Annotated in this window: 19 protein-coding genes and 1 pseudogene; 11 read left to right on the forward strand and 9 right to left on the reverse strand. The window is 72.1% G+C overall.

Going from position 1 to position 18,387, the window contains the following annotated elements:
- Positions 1-122 precede the first annotated feature (122 nt).
- Complete coding sequence (locus tag EIO00_RS15655) at positions 123-590, reverse strand: ArsI/CadI family heavy metal resistance metalloenzyme (RefSeq protein WP_140179647.1); 468 nt, start codon at positions 588-590, stop codon at positions 123-125.
- A gap of 105 nt (positions 591-695) precedes the next feature.
- Here EIO00_RS15655 and EIO00_RS15660 point away from each other — a divergent pair, with 105 nt between their 5' ends.
- A complete protein-coding gene (locus EIO00_RS15660; protein ID WP_140179649.1) occupies positions 696-1,079 on the forward strand; it encodes an ArsR/SmtB family transcription factor in 384 nt (127 codons plus the stop codon).
- A 69-nt stretch (positions 1,080-1,148) separates the two neighbouring features.
- Here EIO00_RS15660 and EIO00_RS15665 read toward each other — a convergent pair whose 3' ends face one another.
- Genes EIO00_RS15665 through EIO00_RS15680 form a run of 4 tightly spaced genes read right to left on the reverse strand, consistent with a single transcriptional unit; the run spans position 1,149 to position 5,967 of the window.
- Positions 1,149-2,474, reverse strand: a complete 1,326-nt coding sequence (locus EIO00_RS15665; protein WP_241661377.1) for an AAA domain-containing protein — start codon at positions 2,472-2,474, stop codon at positions 1,149-1,151.
- A 14-nt stretch (positions 2,475-2,488) separates the two neighbouring features.
- Positions 2,489-3,967 (reverse strand): hypothetical protein, encoded by a 1,479-nt coding sequence (locus EIO00_RS15670; RefSeq protein ID WP_140179655.1) that lies wholly within the window; start codon positions 3,965-3,967, stop codon positions 2,489-2,491.
- Complete coding sequence (locus EIO00_RS15675) at positions 3,964-5,085, reverse strand: hypothetical protein (RefSeq protein ID WP_140179657.1); 1,122 nt, start codon at positions 5,083-5,085, stop codon at positions 3,964-3,966. The genes EIO00_RS15670 and EIO00_RS15675 overlap by 4 nt, the downstream gene beginning before the upstream one ends.
- Positions 5,086-5,139: 54 nt before the next feature.
- A complete protein-coding gene (locus EIO00_RS15680) occupies positions 5,140-5,967 on the reverse strand; it encodes a hypothetical protein (RefSeq protein ID WP_140179659.1) in 828 nt (275 codons plus the stop codon).
- 352 nt (positions 5,968-6,319) lie between these two features.
- Between EIO00_RS15680 and EIO00_RS25250 the strand changes: the two genes are divergently transcribed.
- Positions 6,320-6,667: a hypothetical protein gene (locus EIO00_RS25250; RefSeq protein WP_241661387.1), complete on the forward strand. Its 348-nt coding sequence runs from the start codon at positions 6,320-6,322 to the stop codon at positions 6,665-6,667.
- A 277-nt stretch (positions 6,668-6,944) separates the two neighbouring features.
- Here EIO00_RS25250 and EIO00_RS15690 read toward each other — a convergent pair whose 3' ends face one another.
- Positions 6,945-7,523 (reverse strand): restriction endonuclease, encoded by a 579-nt coding sequence (locus tag EIO00_RS15690; RefSeq protein WP_140179661.1) that lies wholly within the window; start codon positions 7,521-7,523, stop codon positions 6,945-6,947.
- A 490-nt stretch (positions 7,524-8,013) separates the two neighbouring features.
- Here EIO00_RS15690 and EIO00_RS15695 point away from each other — a divergent pair, with 490 nt between their 5' ends.
- Complete coding sequence (locus tag EIO00_RS15695; RefSeq protein ID WP_140179663.1) at positions 8,014-8,640, forward strand: LysE family translocator; 627 nt, start codon at positions 8,014-8,016, stop codon at positions 8,638-8,640.
- Positions 8,641-8,721: 81 nt separating this feature from the next.
- Here the strand turns inward: EIO00_RS15695 and EIO00_RS15700 are convergent, their stop codons facing one another.
- Positions 8,722-10,161, reverse strand: coding sequence for a coiled-coil domain-containing protein (locus EIO00_RS15700; protein ID WP_140179665.1), 1,440 nt, complete (start codon positions 10,159-10,161; stop codon positions 8,722-8,724).
- Positions 10,162-10,290: 129 nt separating this feature from the next.
- Here EIO00_RS15700 and EIO00_RS15705 point away from each other — a divergent pair, with 129 nt between their 5' ends.
- The 3 genes and pseudogenes from EIO00_RS15705 to EIO00_RS25995 all read left to right on the forward strand — a co-directional run bounded on the left by EIO00_RS15705 (position 10,291) and on the right by EIO00_RS25995 (position 13,037).
- A complete protein-coding gene (locus EIO00_RS15705) occupies positions 10,291-10,827 on the forward strand; it encodes an aminoglycoside phosphotransferase family protein (RefSeq protein WP_140179667.1) in 537 nt (178 codons plus the stop codon).
- A 985-nt stretch (positions 10,828-11,812) separates the two neighbouring features.
- Positions 11,813-12,265 (forward strand): annotated as a pseudogene (locus tag EIO00_RS25940) (serine/threonine-protein kinase); the annotation flags it as partial.
- Positions 12,266-12,608: 343 nt separating this feature from the next.
- The gene (locus EIO00_RS25995) at positions 12,609-13,037 is read left to right on the forward strand and encodes a WD40 repeat domain-containing protein (RefSeq protein WP_479681610.1); all 429 of its coding nucleotides are present in this window, start codon (positions 12,609-12,611) and stop codon (positions 13,035-13,037) included.
- 123 nt (positions 13,038-13,160) lie between these two features.
- Here EIO00_RS25995 and EIO00_RS15720 read toward each other — a convergent pair whose 3' ends face one another.
- A complete protein-coding gene (locus tag EIO00_RS15720; RefSeq protein ID WP_140179670.1) occupies positions 13,161-13,613 on the reverse strand; it encodes an ATP-binding protein in 453 nt (150 codons plus the stop codon).
- Positions 13,614-13,709: 96 nt separating this feature from the next.
- Complete coding sequence (locus EIO00_RS15725; RefSeq protein WP_140179672.1) at positions 13,710-14,186, reverse strand: hypothetical protein; 477 nt, start codon at positions 14,184-14,186, stop codon at positions 13,710-13,712.
- 605 nt (positions 14,187-14,791) lie between these two features.
- Between EIO00_RS15725 and EIO00_RS15730 the strand changes: the two genes are divergently transcribed.
- From EIO00_RS15730 to EIO00_RS15750, 5 genes are all read left to right on the forward strand, one after another.
- On the forward strand, positions 14,792-15,031 hold the full coding sequence (locus EIO00_RS15730) for a helix-turn-helix domain-containing protein (protein WP_140179674.1): 240 nt from the start codon (positions 14,792-14,794) through the stop codon (positions 15,029-15,031).
- A 5-nt stretch (positions 15,032-15,036) separates the two neighbouring features.
- Positions 15,037-15,294, forward strand: a complete 258-nt coding sequence (locus tag EIO00_RS24565) for a hypothetical protein (RefSeq protein WP_175596242.1) — start codon at positions 15,037-15,039, stop codon at positions 15,292-15,294.
- An 854-nt stretch (positions 15,295-16,148) separates the two neighbouring features.
- The gene (locus EIO00_RS15740; protein WP_140179676.1) at positions 16,149-17,108 is read left to right on the forward strand and encodes an HNH endonuclease; all 960 of its coding nucleotides are present in this window, start codon (positions 16,149-16,151) and stop codon (positions 17,106-17,108) included.
- Between the two features lie 148 nt (positions 17,109-17,256).
- Positions 17,257-17,523: a hypothetical protein gene (locus EIO00_RS15745; RefSeq protein WP_140179677.1), complete on the forward strand. Its 267-nt coding sequence runs from the start codon at positions 17,257-17,259 to the stop codon at positions 17,521-17,523.
- Positions 17,524-17,920: 397 nt separating this feature from the next.
- Positions 17,921-18,370, forward strand: a complete 450-nt coding sequence (locus EIO00_RS15750; RefSeq protein WP_140179679.1) for a DUF3237 domain-containing protein — start codon at positions 17,921-17,923, stop codon at positions 18,368-18,370.
- Positions 18,371-18,387 lie beyond the last annotated feature (17 nt).

Raw genomic sequence — 18,387 nt, forward strand, 5'->3', positions numbered from 1 at the left:
TCCCGCTGCCGGGCGCCCCTCCGGCCCGGCGGCGGGAGGCCGCGTTCACGCCTGCCCGAGCACCGGATCGGCGGGCGCGCGGGCCCAAGCGGTGCCCCCAGGAGGGTCGGCGGCGGCAGCGGTCAGCCCTCCGCCGAGGGTGCGGCGTCCGCCGTGCCCTCGGCGACGTCGGAGGGCCGGGGCGTCGTGCAGCAGGCGGAGGCCTCGGACTTGTCGAAGGCGTCGGCGTCCCCCTTGACGACATACACCTCCCAGGGCTCGCCGCCGGGGCCGGTCACCCACACCTTGTCCTGCAGCGCATAACAGCAGGCGGTGTCCTTCTCCGCCACGGGGGCGAGTCCGGTCTCCTCCAGCCGGCGGGCGGCGGCGTCGACGTGGGCGGGCTCCTCGACCTCCACGCCCAGGTGGTCCAGGCGGGTGGCGTCCTCGCCGGCGCCTTCGATGAGGACGAGCTTGAGCGGCGGCTCGGCGATGGCGAAGTTGGCGTAGCCGGGGCGGATCTTGGCGGGTTCGGCGCCGAACAGCCTGCTGTAGAAGGCGATCGAGGCCTCCAGGTCGGGAACGCGCAGGGCGAGCTGGATGCGGGACATGGCTTCCTCCCGGACGTCGAAGGTCCAGTCGCTGATTCGAAGAACGTCTAATCAGCGGTCAGCCTCAGCTTGCGCCCCTATCTAGACGGATGTCAAATTAGAGACATGTCGAATCAAGAGCCGCCGGTCGCCGCCCTCGCCGACGCGCCCGCGGGCGCGTGCTGCCCGCCGCCGGTGTGCGCGCCGCTGAGCGAAGAGGAGGCCGGTGAGCTGGCGCCGCTGTTCAAGGCGATCGCCGACCCGGTGCGGCTGCGGCTGCTGTCGCTGATCGCCTGCCACCGGGACGGCGAGGTGTGCGTGTGCGAGCTGACCGACGCCTTCGAGCTGACCGCGCCGACGATCAGCCACCATCTGAAGGTGCTCAAGCAGGCCGGGCTCGTCGACTCCGAACGGCGCGGCACCTGGGTCTACTACCGGATCGATCCGCGCCTGCTGGAGCGGTTGTCGACGATCCTGCACCCCCGCCTCACCGCGGCGGCCTCCCGGTGAGCCGGCTGGCGGCCGAGGAACGAGCGCGCCGCGGCGAGGACCGGCGCTCCCCCGCCGCCGACCGGTGCGTCACCCGGCGACGACGCGGTGCTCGGCCAGATGGGCCAGCACCGTCTGGTGCGCCTCCCACCCGTCGGGGAACTTGACGGGCACGTTCAGGTGGAGCGGATCGGTGGAGGGGTGGGCGTCCAGCAGATCGGTGATGCCCGCCCGGGCCACCACGATGCAGGCCTGACGGTGGCGGGAGGTCAGCACGCACAACCGCCCCGCCTCCAGGTGGAAGGCGGTGGCGTCACGCCGGCCCGACAGCGGGTGGACGACGATGACGACCTCGAACTCCCTCCCCTGCAGCCGGTTGGCGGTGTCCACGGTGACGCCGGAGACGCCGGCGGCGGCCAGGCACCGGCGGATCTGGTCGGCCTGGTCCCGGTGGGCCACGCCGACGGCGATGTCCCGCGGCCCCAGCGGACGCCCCTCGGGGTGGCGTTCGCAGTAGGCGACGGTGCCGCGGGCCAGCAGCCGGGCGGCCAGGCCCGCCGCCGCCTCCGCGACCTGGGGATCGGTGCGCAGGGTGTGGCGGGCGGGCAGCTCGTGCAGCGCCCAGCCGGTCGCCCGGGCCGTCTCCAGCGTCTCGTCCAGCGCCGACCGCAGCCCGGAGGCGGTGAACTCCAGCCGCCGCTCCCCCTCCGCCGTCCCGGCCCGGAACCCGGTGAACGGATAGAACGCCTGCGACACCAGCGGCGCCGCCGAGGCCGGCAAGCGCCAGGAGACCGGCAGCCGGTGGGTCGGCAGGGAGGAGTTGTGGGCCAGCAGCACGTCGATGGCGTTCAGCCGCGGGTCATACGACAGACCCGTCCAGCGGGTGGTCTCCACCACGGTGAACGGGTCGAGCTGGCCCGGGTCGCCGACGAACAGCCCCCGATCGAACAGGTGCGCCACCAGCAGCAGCGCATCGGACCTCATCTGGTAGGCCTCGTCGACGATGGTCCAGCGGCGATGATGGTCGCGGACCCGGGCCCACTTGGCGGCGGTGCCCAGCAGCAGCGGACGGTCGGCCAGGCCGTCGATCCTGGTGTCGATCGCGACGTTCGGCAGGCTCCGCACCGCGTCGGGCGGGAGATAGGTCTCGGCCGACAGCCGGCCCAACCGGACGTCGGGCAGCTCGGCGGACAGGCGTTCCAGCAGGTCGTCGATCTGGTGGTTGGTCTGGGCGATGATCATCGCGGGTTCGCCGGACTCCACCAGCGCCCGCGCGGCCCGCACCACCAGGGTGGTCTTGCCCGCGCCGGGCGGAGAGTCGACGATCACGCCGCGGTCGCCGTCGCCGGCGCGGGCCATGTCGGCCAGCACCGCCTCGACGGCCTCCTTGGACGCCTCCGAAGGGTCCTTGCTCACCGGTCCGGCTCCGCTCACTGGTCCGGCTCCCTGTGCGGTTCGTCGAGGTCGGCCGGCGGGCCGCCGTGCGTCCACGGGGTCTCCTCCGGCGCCGGGAACTCCTGGCCGCCGAACTGCGCCGGGGCGCGGGTGTAGCAGACGGTCTCGCCCAGCTCCGGGATGGGGGCGGGCCTCTTGGGCGTGCCCATCCCGGAGATGACGTCCAGGACCAGCAGGCATCCGGAGTCGTCGTCGACGACCTGGCGGATCCGGGCGGTCTGCCGGGGCCGCTCGGGGGACACGTAGGTCTGGTCGTGCTCGATGCGCACCGGGTCCTCGGTGCGCACGGTGAGGCGGGGACGCAGCAGCACCCGCCCCTTGGGGCTGACCTCCGTGCGGTCGGGTTCGCGGTCCACCACGGTGCCGCCGAACGCCTCCCCCAGGGTCCGCAGCTCGGCCAGCACGAACGGGTCGTCCAGAGCCTGCTCGGCCTCGAACCGGCCCTGGGCGCGTTCCAGCGTCGCCAGCCGGGCCGCGGCCGCCACGGCGTGATCGTGGCGGGGCTGCGGCGGGCCGCCCTCGGCGATGTGGTCGACATGCCCGGTGAACCGGTCGCGGTCGGCGGCCCACCGCTGCTCGCAGTGCGGCGCCTCCGGCAGTGCCCGCAGCCGCTCCAGCCCCTTCCACATCAGCCGCCAGGTCGGCATGAGCTGGGAGGCGACCGCCTCGCGGATCTTGGCCTCCGCCCGCGCCAGCGCCACCCGGTCCCCCGCCGCGGCGGCCCGGTCATAGCCGTGCACGGCCGGCTGCAGGACGAGGTTGTCGAATTCGGGGTCGGTGGCCGGGCCGGCGGGCGGGAAGTCCAGCGGATCCTCGGCGGCCCGGGCGGCCTGCGCCCCGGTCATCCCCTCCGGCGGGCAGATCCAGGCCAGCAGCATCGCCAGATTGGCGTCCTCCAGCTCGCTCTGCCCGGTCGCCCACTGGGCGGTGAGCAGGTCGGTCATCGCCAGCGCCAGCGACGAGCCGGGGTATTCGGCCCGGTCGGCGAAGAACGTCAGCCACCGGCCCAGCAGCGGCACCTCGTCCTCGGTCTCCTGGAAGCGGGTCAGCCGCCCCAGCAGCCCCAGATACTCCAGGGCGGGCCGGTTGGGCGTCAGGATCTGCGGGGCGTCGGCGTACCGGAGGCGGGGAGGCTCGTCCCTGCGGTGGGAGAGCACCTCCTCGGTCTCGGTCTGCCGGGCGGCGATGTAGTCCAGCACCACCCGCGCCAGCTCCAGGAAGAACGCGTGCTGCAGGTCGCGGTTGCGCGGCTGCGGGACGGTCAGCAGCAGCGGGTCGTCCGGGTCGGTGCCCACCGCGCAGCCCAGCGGCGCGGCGGCCTCGCCGGCCAGCTTCAACGGAACGATCACCAGCGGCTCGTCCACCAGATGGTGGTGCCGCTTGCGCCGCAGCGGCCGCGCATGCCCTGAGCGCGCCGCGTGCAGCTTCTCCAGGGCGACGAGCAGGCTGCTCACGGCAGGCTGCACCGCAGGGACTCGGCGTGGCGGAGGGCCCGGGCGATGTCGGCCTCCTCCTCGGCCGGACGGCGGGAGCCGTCGGCCAGGGACAGGGCGGCGGAGACGGTGTCGACGCCGCCCAGCAGGCCGCTGAGGGCGGGACCGAAGACGTCCAGGGAGTCGTCGCGGCGGGCCTCCTCGCGGCAGAACGCGGCCAGCTCGCAGTGGGCGCGGCAGCCGGGCCGGTAGCGGGCGGGGACCTGGTGGAGGGCGGCCGACAGCTCGGCCGGGTCGCGGGTCGGGTTGCCCTCGGCGTCGGGGGCCAGGTCGAACGTCACCCCCTCGGGGAGGTCCTCCAGCAGCGTCTCGATGTGGCTCATCCGGGCCAGCACCCGGCGGATCGCGGCCAGCTGCTTGCGCACGTCCAGCACCGACACCACCGGGGTGTTGGCGAAGTTCGCCGGGGTGACCAGCAGCACCTCGTGCGAGACGATCTCCGGGTCCAGGTCGTGGTCGGCCAGCAGCTCCCGCAGCGCCAGCACGTACACGGCGGCCTGCCGGGCGGCGGCGGTGACCTGCTCGCTGTCCACCTGCCCGTCGATGACCGCGAACGACTTGATCTCCACCACGTGGAAGCGTCCGCCGACCTTGAACGCCACCAGGTCCGGCTCCAGGTAGGCGGTGTGCCCGGCGACGGTCAGCCGCAGCATCGGATGGTCGAACAGCGTGCCCGCGTCGTCGGGGTCGCGGGCGGCGCGCAGCAGCAGGTTGGCGGTGTGGGCGGCGCGCACCTCGCGGCCGGTGTGCTCGCCCACGTCCTCCAGCGTCAGATAGGAGGCCTCCTCGATCGCCAGGCCCAGCCTCTCGCGCAGCAGCGCCAGCAGCTGCGCCGCGCCGTTCGCCTTGATCTGCTCCTCGAACGCACGGCCGCGGGCCAGCGCGAACGTGGACTGCCCGAACCGGACCGGGAAGCCCACCCGGGCGGAGATCAGGCCCTTGTCGGCTCCGGAGGCGTCCAGCAGGGCGCGGCGCGCACAGCCGGGATTGGCGGTCAGTCCGGCGATGGCGCGGGCGGAGAAGTTCACCGGTGGCGTGCCGCCCCGCAGTGCGGCGAGCCGTGTGTCGAGTTCGTTCACGGTAGTGGCCTAAGTGGTCGTCGGGATCGGTGGGGAGTATGACGCGCGCATCGGTCAGCCGCGAGCCGCCGTGCCGGGGATGACCCGCAACGGGGCCCCGAAGAGCCGCTCATGCTCGCCGAGCTGACGGCGGGCCCGCCGCGCCGCGTCGGCCCGGGTCCGCCGGTCGGCGTCGGCGTGGACGGCGATCTCGGTCTCGGCCGCCCGGGCGAGCAGGTCCGGGTCGACCGGACCGGGCCGGCCCCGCGGGTGCGGTGCGATCGCCCCGGGGATGCTCACCGCGAAGCTCCGCAGCAGGCGTTCCACGTCTCCGGCGGCCGAGCCGTGCAGCCCCTGCTGGGCGACGGCGGCGCCGGCGACCTTGACCGCCGCGCGCAGGAAGTCCACCCGCGGGCTGAGCGGGCCGACGATCCGGCGTTCCAGCGGCCAGGAGCTCACGGTGATCAGCGCCCGGGCCGGGGCGAGCAGGTCGTGGGTCAGCGCCGGGCACAGGTAGTAGGGGCGGGCGCCCGGGGCCGAGCGGTAGGAGCGTTCCTCGTCGCGGCGCAGGCTGGCCAGCCGGGAGGGGGGCAGCTCGCCGGGGAAGAACGCCCGGTGCACCGCGCCGATCAGCTTGGGCGCGGCGGGGACGCCGAGCAGGGTGAGGACCTGGTGGACGTGCTCGCGGGCCGGCAGCAGCGGCGCGGGGGGCGGGACCGGCTCGGGCGGCGGCTCCCCCGCCCGTTCCAGGGAGTCGGCGAGCTCGTCCCAGGCGCGTTCGGCTGCCCGCAGCTCGGCCCGCAGCTCCCGGACCCGGACCGTGTCCCGCCGCCGCATGGCGGCGCGCACCGCCCGGCGCAGCTGGGCGATCCGGTCCTCCAGCGCGTCCAGATCGTCCTGCATGATCGGGACGCTAGCAAAGGGCCCAGACTTTCCAGAGATCTCCAGAGTCCGCTCGCCGGGATCCAGCCGTTCCGGGCCTGTCAGGACGCGCGGCGGGGTGGGCTCGTCGCTGCCGCCGGGACCGCGACGAGGAACCCTCTGTGTGCTCGGCCTCCGGGCGGGCTGCCTTATGGCGAGGCGGGCGCCCTCCGGCCGCATCCGCGGCAGAGCAACGGCGGCGGACGCCGGGTCGGCGGCGCGGGCACGCAATTCCGGCGAGAAGTTCCCCGGCAGATCCCCCGGATCGCCCGCGAGGAAGCCGATGCGCCATGTCCACGCGCTCCCTGCAGGCGGGCGGCTAGGCTCAACGATCATGACCGAGTGTGAGAAGTGCGGCCTCACCATCGGGCTCGGCTGCGCCTGCGACCTCAGCTTCTCCTCGTCCCGCCGTCCTCACGGAAAGAGCGGCGGCTGGTCCGGCTTCGCCCCCGACACCATCTTGATCTCCCGCCAGAACATGGCCCACATCCCCGGCGCCTGCGGCCACATGACCGAAGAACACGTCCGCGACCCCGACAACGGATGGGGCTGGATCCCCGACCCCGACCCCGGCCTGTGGCACCGCATCAGCCCCGCCAACCCCGCCAGGGCCACCGAAGGCGACACCTCCCGAGTCGCCACCACCCGTTGTTCCTCCTGCGCCGCGGCCCTGAGCTCCTGACAAGCCCCCAGGCCCGCCACCGACCCGGCGATCTCGCCACGGCCGGCACCACCCGCCACGTCGAACCGGCGACCGCATCAGGGGAGCACCGCCCCCTTACCCCGCCGCCGACGCCAGCCGTGCGCTGCGGCTGCGGCGACCATGGGCAGGGTCTCCTGCCCGCTGTCGTCCCGTCCCAGGCCACCGCCATGCCCCGACGACGACGCATCCACACGCGCCCCATGGAAACGGCGTGTCGGAAAAGACGCAGCGGCCGGACGCGGTCGCGCGCGATCGCTCACAGGGGCAAGGGGTCGCCGTCCATCCAGCGGGCCAGGCGGGCGCGGTCGACGAGGAGGAGCCGGCCGGCGGCCTCCTCGACGGCAGGAGCGGTGAAGTCGTTGTTGGTGACCAGCACTCCGAGGCGGCCGGGGTAGGTGACCTGGAGGGCGCCGATCAGGTTGCGCACGCGATCTGCATCAACCTTTTTCTTCTGCCGCTTGCACTGGAGGGCGACGTCGCGTCCGTCCGGGGTCGTGGCGAGCACGTCCACACCGCGGTCCCCGGTCCTGCCGACGACCTGGACGGAACGGAAACCGTCCCGGCGCAGCAGTTCGGCCGTCAGCTCCTCGAACTCCTCACCGGTCATCACGTCGACCCGCTCCAGATGCGCGATCTCCCGGAGCCGCCGTTCCCGTTCCCGTTCGGCCCGGCGTTGCCGGACGACCGCCACGGCCATCGCGACCGCCGCGACCACCCCCAGGACCAGCAGTGCGACCACCCACCGCCAGTACACGATCACCAGGCGGACGAGCAGGGCGCCCACCACGCCGGCGACCAGTCCGGCGATCAAGGCTCCGCCGGCGAGCACGGCCACATGCGGTCCACGAGACACCGGACCATCGGGCGATGACGCGTCCATGGGACCCTCCGCAGACTCGGGAACACCCGCAGATTGACATGCACCGCCGACAATCCTGCGGAGATTCCGCCATATCCCCCCGTCGTCCCCGGGAAATCCCCCCTCCCTCGAACGGGAAATCCCGGCGGAAGGCTGTCGGACGCCCGCCGATTCGGCGGTTTCTCACCGGGTGCGACCTGGTGGAACGAACATCCGCAGCCGTCACTCGAGTCATTTCGGCGGCCGATTCGCCAGGCCGTTCCGATGGGCTCTCCCAAAGGTCATCGACTTCTCACCTCCGGTCCCGCCGAACGGCCGCCGCCTCGGCCCGCGCCGATGGTCCGGCCGGCCCGCATCGGGTGACGCGCCCGCGGCTCTCTTACGATCACGGCGGCCGGGCAGGGCCGTCCTCACGCCCGCCGGGGAGCGGGCGCGGGACGAGAGCGCATGAGCGAGGACGGATGCGGTGCGGGAACTGGTCCTGGGGTTGACGATCGGGCTGGGCTCCGGGGTGAGCCCGGGGCCGCTGCTGGCGCTGGTGATCTCGACGACGATGCGCGGCGGCCGGGCCGCCGGGATGCGGGCGGCGGCCTCGCCGCTGGTCACCGACCTTCCGGTGATCGCGCTGGCGTTGACGGTGCTCAGTCTGGTGCCCGGATGGGCGCTGTCCGCGGCGGGCGTGGCCGGCGGGCTGTTCGTGCTCACGCTCGGGGTCTCGACGCTGCGGGAGGCGCGGAGCGCCGACCTTCCCCGCCCGCAGGGAGAAGACGACCCGCCGCCGTCCGCGGCCCTGTGGCAGGGGGTGGTCGTCAACCTGCTCAGCCCGCATCCGTGGCTGTTCTGGATGAGCATCGGCGGGCCGATCCTGACCACCGCCTGGCAGCGCGCACCGGTGAGCGGGGCGGCCTTCCTGATCGGCTTCTACCTGACGCTGGTGGGCGGCAAGGCCGCGCTCGCGCTGCTGCTGGGCTCGGTGAGGCAGCGGCTGAACCTCACCTGGTACCGGCGGCGGCTGCTGGGGCTCTCGGGGGTGCTGCTGGTGGGCGCCGCCGCAGCCCTGCTGGCCGAGTTCCTCCCCTGGCCGACGCGGTGAGGCCGAGGCGGGAGCGGGGAGCACCCGTTCCCGTTCTCCTCGGTGGCGGTGCGGCCGGCGCGTGGGAGCCGAGCAGCGCCCTCACACCGGGTCCGGGGAGGCGGGCGCGTCGCCCGATGCTCGGAGCAGCACCTCGGCGATGCCCGCCAAGGCCCACGCCCTCAGGCAGGGGTGCTCGGTGATGCCGCGGGCGATCCGTTCGGCCTCGGCCAGGTGGCGGTGGCGGGCGGCCTCGACGGCGACCGTCCGCAAGTTCCACGCCCGGTGGTAGGGGTCTTCCGTGGTCCGGGCCAGGCGCTCGGCGCCGGGGGGATCGTAGGCGGCCGCCTTCCCGGCCGCCTCCTCCCTCGTGGCGTCCCGCGCCTCTTGAGTGCCGATGTCGCCGATGATGCGTGCGGCCTCCGCCGGGTCGCACGCGGCCACCAGCGGTGCGATCAGTTGCAGTTCCACCGACCCCGTCCCCCGGCGGGAGGCGCCGCGGGCGGCGCGTTCGGCCTCGGCGAGCAGGCGGGCCGCCCGGCGCCGGTCGTGTTCCAGCACCGCCTCGGCGATGGCGCGGAGCGCCGAGGACCGGTCGCGACCGTCGCGCAGCATGCGGGCCCGCCGTTCGGCCTCCGCCGGGTCATGCCGGGCCAGGACGAAGGCGACCCGCCACAGCCTTCGCTGTGGATCGTCGCCCGGAAAGCTCCCGGCGACGCGCTCGGCCTCGGCCGCATCGCGCTCGGTCACGACGTCCAGCACGGACCACAGCGCGTGGATCTGGTCCTTGCGGTCGGGGATGGTGCGGGCGAGGCGTTCGGCTCCGGCCGGATCCCGAGGAGCGGCCGACTCGACGACGCGCGCCAGCCTCCATGACCGCTCCTCCTCATCGTCGATGGAGCTCAAAAGACGTGCGGCCTCGGACACGTCGTGCACGGCGGCCACCACCTCGGCGGCCCGCTGCACCACCATCCTCCGGGTCCTCTCATCGGCCCATCTGGCGAGGTCGCCCACGATGCGTTCGGCCGCCCTCGGGTCCTTCTCCGCCATCGCCTCGGCGACGTCCCGCAACGCCAGGCGCCGGCCGCTGGTACGGGTGATGCTCTTGGCGAGCCTGCCGGCGTCGCTCGGGGCATGCCGCGCCAGCGCTCTGGCGACCTCATACAGCGCGTCCGCCCGTTCCTTGTCATCGCGCAGAGAGCGGGCGATGCGCCGGGCCTCCTCCAGCAGACGCAGCGCCCGCGCGGACTCCTGCAGGCCGAGCCTGCAGGCGACCCGCGCCAAGGCCTGCACCCGCTCCTCCCCCGCGGGCATCGTCCGGGCGATGCGTTCGGCCCCGTCCAGATCATGTCCGACCGCGCCCTCGACGACCCTCAGCAGCGCCCGCGTCCGGTCCTTCTCGGGAGCGCTCCAGGCGACGCGTTCGGCCTCGGCGACGTCATAAAGCGCCATGGCCTCGACGACGTCCTCCAGCGCCTCTGATCGCTCCCATGCATCTGTGATCCCTCGCGCGATCTCCTCGGCCTCCCTCAGCAGGCTCAAACCCCTCGCCCGCACACGCCCTCCTCATCGCTTGAACGCCTCCCGCCCGGACTGCTCCCGGATGACGCGCACGGTCGCTTTCCGGACCGATCCGCAAGGTTCCGCCGGCCGACCCCCGCCGCGGGGGTCATGCGCCGGCATCGGGTCGGCGGCGACCATCGCCCCGATCCACCCCCGCCTCCCCCGCTCAAGGACATGGCCGAGGTCATCGAAATGCGGCTGGAGTGGGCCCGAGCGCGTTTCGCCGACCCCCGCTATGCGAGTGATATCGCCTCCCCCGAATCCATCAAGGACGCCGAACGAGTCCTCGACGTGCTGCTGCGCTCCACCACCATCCGGCATGTGCTGCACGCCGACCTTCAGGCGAAGAACATCCTGCACGGGCCGGACGGCTGGTTCGCCATCGATCCGCTCGGCGCGGTCGACGACCTGAACGCTGAGGCCGCCGCCCTCTGGGTCGCCGTCCAGGATGGGCCCACCAGCATCCAGCGCCGGCTGGAGGAGCTGCACGGTCATGAGGCTCTGGACCCCGACCGGCTCACAGCCTGGACCTTTGTGCTGTCCGTCGCCGAATACCGCCCTTATCTGCCGGCCTCAGCGCGCCGCATCGAACATTTCCTCGCCCGGACCGATCCCGACGAGCTGATCAGCCGTATCCCGGTCTGAGCCGCAAACGGTACATCTTCCGGCGCGCCACCGCAGTGATCGCAGGTACACCGTCGAGGTGGAACCTCATGGTCTGCGGAGTTTTCCTGTCGCATACGCCACGGCCTGTGCCTTGCAAGAAGTTTCTTTGGGCAGCCGGAATAGCACCACTCCCCATCGCCATGGCCGGTCAGGCGGGGCCGGAACGACGAAGGCGGCGAGGACGGTGCGAGAACAGAGGGCGCCGGTCCACGACCAGGAAGTGGCGAGGGCGGCCATGGCGAACAGACCACAGTCGGACTCGGCCAGAGCGGCCAGGTCGTCGAAGCCGGCGAGGAGACGCACACGCGACTTGTAAGGTCCCGGATCGGTGACCGAGACGGTCACCCCGATGGGATCACGCCAGACCTTGACAGTAAGGCGGCCCCGGCTTCGGCGCCATTCCAGACCGGCGCCCGGAGAACTGTCATGTCGAGCTCGCCGCATAGCCAGCGGGCTTCTCGGTCCGGCCGCGGGTCCGCGCAGCGGGAGCAAGTCCGCGTCCCGATACGGAGCCGCACGGCGCCGGTCGCCGGGTGCGCGGCCTGCTCGCAGCGGAAGTGCACCGCCCTGCCGGTGAGCGAGTGGAACGGGTGTGGAAAGGCCCGCTCTCACCGGTGGGCACCAGGCACCGCACGGCGGGCTTCATTCCACGCGCGGTCTCCGGCGCCCAGGACGGAGAGCCCGGCGGCCCTGCCGAGTCTGCACAGGTCACCGCACCGTTCCCGACCGCGAGGGCCCCTCCCCGCTCAGGGAAACGGCATGGTGGAAAAGGCCCGGCGCATACGGCGGGCGATGCCGGTGTCGCGCCCATCGGCCGTTCACCGACTTCGGTGAATTGATCACACTCGTCGGAATTCTCCGTCGCTAAGCCGTTCGGCGTGGTTGTCTACCGGCCATGGGTTGGGACAGGGACAGTCTCGTGGCCGGCCGGTATCGACTGCTGGAGGTGCTGGGCGAGGGCGGAATGGGCGCCGTCTGGCGGGCCCATGACGAGCGGATGCGCCGGGACGTCGTGCTCAAGCAGCTCAAACCCCAGATGGGCCGGAATTCCCGGCTGCACGACCGGCTGGTGGAACGCATGGAGCGGGAGGCCCGGGCCGCCGGCGCGCTCAAGCACCCGAACATCATCACCGTCTACGACCAGTTCGATGACGAGGACGGACTGCCGTGGATCGTGATGGAACTGGTCAACGGTCAGTCCCTCGCCGACCTCATCAAGAACGGCACCCCGCTGGAGGAAACGCAGGTCGCCCGGATCGGCGCCCAGATGGCCGCCGCGCTGGCGGTCGCCCACCAGGCGGGCATCGTGCACCGCGACATCAAACCCGCCAACATCCTGCTGGAAGGCGACCGGGTCGTGGTCACCGACTTCGGCATCGCCTCCGTCTCCGGAGAGGTCACCCTCACCCCGAGCGGCGCGGTCATCGGCACCCCCGCCTACATGGCCCCCGAGCAGGTCAACGACCGCGAGGCCACCCCGCCTCCGACCTGTGGTCNGTCAACGACCGCGAGGCCACCCCGCCTCCGACCTGTGGTCCCTGGGGGCCACCCTCTACGCCGCCGTCGAGGGGCACCCTCCCTTCAGCGGCTCGACCCCCGCGGCCCTGCTTCTGGCCGTCTCCCGCGGCAAGCCCGCCCCCGCCCAGCGCGCCCGGCTCCTCAAGCCCGTGCTGCGCGACCTCATGCAGGTCGCCCCGGAGCGGCGCCCCACCGCGGCCGACACGGCCGCCGCCCTGTCCGCCCTGGCCGGCCCGGCCACCATGTCGCTTCCTCCCGCCACCGAGCCCGCCCTGTCCCGCGGCGCCTTCGGCCCGGCCGCCAGGCCGCGACGCCCGTCCCGCCGCGCCGTCCTCACCGCCTTCGGGGTCGTCGGCCTCGCCGCGGCCGTGCCGGTCACCTGGCATGTCCTCACCCGCGAGGACGCTCCCCTTCCCGGCCACGCCGAGAGCGTCGGAGCGCTCGCCTTCAGCCCCGACGGGAGGATCCTCGCCACCGGCGGCAACGACGAGACCGTCCGGCTGTGGGACGTCGGCAACGGCGGGCGGATCGGAGACCCCCTCCAGCACGACAGCGACGTCACCTCGGTCGCCTTCAACCGCGACGGGGTCCTCGCCACCGCCTGCAGCAACGGCGCCGTCCGCCTGTGGAGGCGGGACAGTCCGCCTCTGAAGGGCCTCTCACTGGTGTAGGTCTCTGCGGCCGAAGGCCATGGGCCGGGACGACCGTCGTCTCGCCGGGGGGCGGCCCGCCCCAGGGCACGGCCGTTCGCCGACGGTCGGCTCGCCCGTTCCGCGGCCGGGGGGAGGCGCCGGTCAGGCGGTGGCCGGGGCGGTGAAGACGGCGTGGACGGTGCGGGAGGCGGGGGTTCCGGTCCACGACCAGGAGGCGGCGAGGGCGGCGACGGTGAGCAGGCCGCGGCCGGACTCGGCCAGAGCGTCCGGGTCGTCGGAGTCGGCGAGGGGGCGCATGCGCGGCTCGGTGGGGCCGCCCTGGTCGGTGACCGAGACGGTCACCTCGTCGGGGGCGCGACGGATCTCGACGGTGAAGCGGCCGCCGGCCTTACCGGAGCGGGTGTGGCGCAGGGCGTTGGCGGCCAGCTCGTTCAGCACCAGCAGCACATCGTCCAGGGCCGGGAAGCCGGCCAGCAGGCGGGCGACGAAGGCGCGGGCGGCGCGGACCTGGACGTCCTGGCCGGGAAAGGTGCGCCGCCAGCACATGGACGGAACCGGCTCGGCGTGCGCGGGGACGGCGACGGGCAGCGGCATCGGTCTCCTTTCCGGGCGGTGGGTGAACGGTGGGGGGCGATGGCCGGAGCGGTGCGGGCGGCGCATGGCGGACCGGTGGTCCGCGGGGCGCGGGCGTCACGGGGTGGGGTCATCGGACGGCTCCTGTTCGGCGGGCGGCCGGTGGGAGTGGTCGAGAAGCCTGGCCAGGAGGTCGTGGGCCTTGGCGATGCGATCGCAGGCGAAGCCGCGTTCGCGGGCGTGGACCACCTGGGAGGTGGTCCACGGTCCGTAGACGTTGATGACGGCCTGCAGGTAGCGGATGAAGACCGCGAGTTCGGCGGCGTGCTCGAGGGCGTGGGGCGGCTCGAGCCGCCGGGGTGGGGACGCGGACGCCGGGGGGTGGCCGCCGGGGTGCGGTGGCTCGGCCTGAGGAGAGGGGCCGGGCGGGCGGGAGGGTTCCCCGGCGTCAAGCGGGGCGGGGCCGGACCGGTCCTCGTCGGGCGGTGAAGGGGCGGGCCGCTCGGTCAGGCCCCGGGTTCCGCCGCCCGGGGGTCGGGCGGGACGGGCGGGAGGTCCGGGGGCGCGGACGCCGGGCTTCTGGGGCGTCGTCATGGCCGCTCGCCCGTCGTGACCGCTCCGCCCGGAGCGGCCGTCGCCGGGATGCGCCGGGGCGTCCCGCTCCGGTGGAACGAGGCGGAGGCCGGGCGCGGAAGTGCGCAGAAGGCGGGACGCGGAACGGACGCCGAACGCGGCGGGGCGGCGGCCCGGTGGAGCGGGGTCGGGACATGCGAATGAGGCGGGAGCTGCGGCGAGGCGATGAAGGTCGTCCGCGGTCGGCGTGAGCGGCGGGACGGAATGAGACCGTCGGGGAACGACGATCGTGCAAGGCGTGCGGGATATGCGGCCGGGGTGGTCCGGTCAAGGCACCGGCCGAGGTCGCGACGCCAGGGCCTCGGCACGCCGCCAGAAATGATCATGCCATTGTCCCTTCTTCACGAGCTGTTGATTTCCCTCGTCAAGAGTGGCGTTGCGACTTACCCCTGAGGACACCGAACGCGTGCACCCCGCCTCGACAAGCCCTCCCGGCAATGTGTACGCGGAAGTGCGCCCCGATGACGGCGAACCGCATGACGCCCCGACCGTTCCTTGCTAGGGAGATTGGGCGAGCACGTGAGACAAAAGGAATGAGCCGGGACGAACCAGAGCAATCAGTGTTCGTGTCCGAGTCGCTGGTGCGCGCATGGGAGTCGGGGCGGCGCATTCCGCAGCCGAACCACCCGGCGAGGGCCGAAGGCATCCTGGGGACCGGCGGGCTGTTCACCCGGATGCGGGAGGAGCTCGTTCAGAACGAGCCGCCGCCGGGGCGCATGGGGCGCCGGCGGGAGAGCGAGGAGGCGACCCCCGCCCTGTGGCATGAGCCGCCGCTGACCCCGGCCTGGCCGGCGGCTTCGCCGTAGCCGCGATGAACGGCAGCGAATACGCCTATGTGGACGATGCGTTCAACGGCGACGTCCTGGAGCGCCCAGAAGACGCGGCCGCCATGAAGCGAACCGGGAAACACTCCGTGCAGAAGCTCTCCCGGCGAATCAGCCGATCGCGCTTTCGGCAAAGGCGGCTGAAAAATGGACGCAGTGACGCACTGGCACATACCAGCCACAGCGGAAACGGCGGGGCGACGTGCGTCGAGTCGGCGCGTACCCGCCACGAGGCGGCCGCCTAGGACTCCAAGGACCCCGGCGACGGAGCACTCAGATTCTCCCCTGGCATGTTCTGCATGCCACTGACGGACACCAAGTCCGGCAAATACGACCTCCGACTTCACCGAACGCCAACGGCGGCCACCCAGAGAACAGAAGGCGCCGGACAGCGCACCGAAGCAGCGTGACCCTGCTCTCCGCTCCGCCGACGGCAGCCTTATGAAACCTGCGCGCATCCCGCGAGATAACGGCCTGAGACCTTGGGAACGCAATGGCGAAATGCCGAGGATCCCGACCGAGGCGTTCGGCGCACGCTGACAGGCGTTGAGTCCGGCAGGCACGACCACCCGACAGCAAAACGCTCCCGGAACCCTTGCCAGGACATTTATTTTCTCGGGACGAACGAACACAACAAACGTCTCTTTTTGAAATCCATGTAGACCGGTGAGATGCCTCCGGATGACACACCCTGGCCAATGCAGTCAGGATCGAAAGAGTCTGAACGGCACTTGCATGAAGCAAGCACGCGGCGCATCACGGTCTCTAGACCGCCTCTGACGAACCGGATGGGCTTCTTTGCCGACCCTCTTTGGGGCTGACCTCAAGCCTACGTGTGCGGCTCTGCAGGGCTGACCGCCCGACCGCCCCGACCAAACCCCTCAAGGCCAGCCGACCCGCTGGGCACCCTCCACCGACCGCTCTGACGGTTGGCTTTTGCAGGCTCCTTCCACGCCAACAGATGTCACCCCTCGAACAGCCTTTCCCTCCAGACCACTGCATGCAGCCGGGCCGGCCTATTGATTTCGTCAGGCCGTTCTCCGCAACAGCTCGATCACCGCCACCTCTCATCTTGACGAAAGGTGCACAATCACATGACGTGAAGGCCTACGTTGGTGTTACAGACGGTGAGTGGTACCGGTTCCTGTCCTCGCGCCCTGAACTGAGCGAGATCAACTTCTGGCGTCCGTCCGGCAAGCAGTCCTTCAGAGTTCTCCAGCCCGGCGAGCCGTTCTTCTTCAAGAGTCATTATCCAGAGAACTCCGTGGTCGGCGGTGGTTTTTACAGCGGGTTCGCCAAGCTTCGTATATCAGAGGCGTGGGAGCTCTTCGGCGAAGGCAACGGAGTCGAGAGCCTGGCCGCGATGCGGGAGAGAATAAAGATCTATCGCAGGGAGCCGATCAGTCCGCATGAGGATCCGGTGATCGGATGCATCCTGATCCGCGACCCGCGTTTCTTTCCAGAAGGTCAGCTGGCGGCACCTCCCCCGGATTTCGCTTCCAACATCGTTCAGGGGAAAGGCTATGACCTGTCTGCCAGCCCGCCTACCAGCCCGGTTGCCTCATACTTCGAAGGGCTTCTTGCACGGCTCCTCGACCGCCGCGTAGAGATTGACTTCAGCGAGCCGTGGCACCGCTCCGGACCGGTCTACGGCGATCCGCGGCTGGTCCCCCAACGTCTCGGCCAACAAGCCTTCAAGGCCGTCGTGCAGCATGCCTACGGGCACCGATGCGCCATCACCGGAAGCAAGATAAGACCAGCGCTCCAAGCCGCACACATACGTCCGCTGTCCCAGGGCGGCGACCACAGGATCGACAACGGCCTGCTGCTTCGTTCGGACGTCCACACGCTGTTCGACCGAGGGTATCTGAGCGTGGACCCCGACTATCGGCTCTTGGTGAGTCCGCGTCTGCGGGAGGAGTTCGGCAACGGCGATTGGTTCTACGAACGGTCCGGCCGGCATATCTCCGTGCCCGAGCGTCGTGCCGACCGCCCGAGCCGGAAGTTCCTGGAATGGCATAACGAGAACGTGTTCCGGGCTCCTGACCGCGATCCGTGAGATGAGTGCGCGGCTGCCGCCTCCGCCCGGCGGCTTCCTTGTGCCGGGCGGAGGTCAGCCGCATCAGGCCTCTTCAATCCGTCGTCTTCGTGGGCGGTCTACGAGGTCGCGACCGGGAGCAGCGGCCCTCAAGGCGTCACTGGGGTCGGTGACCGATGTCTCCCAACGGGTGGACCCCTACTTCGTCCGGCTGCGCACCGACCTCACTCCGCAGATGTGGCGGGCCGCCCGGGACGCCGCCCGGGAACGGCTGTGCCTGCCGGAGGTCGACGGCAAGGCCCTCGACGGGTTGAAGTTCTCCACCGCCCTCCCCCGGCATCTCGCCGAGGCCACCCTGGCGGCCCGGCTGGCCGATCTCGACGGCGCCCATCTCCTGCTGGAGGAGCCCCAACGCTTCACCCGCCCGGTGCCGTGAGCCTTCGGCCGGGGCCCGGGGACGGAACCGACCGATCGGCGCCACGGGTCATCCGTCCGCGGGCGGCCTGCGAGAGCGGCGCCGTCCTGCCGGATGCGGAGGCGCCGGCCGGAGATCGAGCGGCCACGGCGTCGTCCGGTGGGACGGGTGCTGCGGGCGTCGTCCGCTGAGGCGGCGCGCGCCGGGCCCGCTCCGGTCGTCCGGCCGGCGTCGCCCGCCGGGTTCTGCGGCGGAACCCGTAGGAGGTGCCGCTCCCCGCCTTTCGGGAAGGCCTCTCCCCGGCATCCGCGAAATCGGCCGTCTCCGGACGGTAGTGCCCGAAAGGGACTTGACGCATAATCTTTGCAGCCGTAGCGATTGTGCATAGAGTCTGTCAGGCCCGGACGAGGGGAACGAGATGGAGCTCCAGCCGCTGGCCACGTTCCGGGTCGAGCTGGCCCCCGTCCTGCACGTCGGACGGACGCGGTGGGGCGACCGGCGGGTGATCGGCATCGTCGGCGGGTCGTTCAGCGGACCGCGGTTGAACGGCGAGGTGCTGCCCGGCGGCGCGGACTGGCAGGTCGTCCACGAGGACGGGAGCGCCAGCATCGACACCCGCTACACCCTGCGCACCCACGACGGGGCCCTGCTGTACATCCAGACCCAGGGGGTGCGGCACGGGCCTCCGGAGGTGATGGCGCGGCTGGCCGCCGGGGAGGACGTCGACCCGGCCGAGTACTACTTCCGGTTGTTCATCCGGTTCGAGACCGGCTCGCCCGACTACGCGTGGCTCGGTCGCACCCTGGCGGTCGGCACCGGGCGGCGCGAGCCGAACGCGGTCGTCTACGACGCCTTCACCTTGACCTGATCCCCCGCCCCCGAGGA

The sequence above is a fragment of the Thermomonospora catenispora genome (genome assembly GCF_006363815.1).
Lineage (GTDB): Bacteria > Actinomycetota > Actinomycetes > Streptosporangiales > Streptosporangiaceae > Thermomonospora > Thermomonospora catenispora.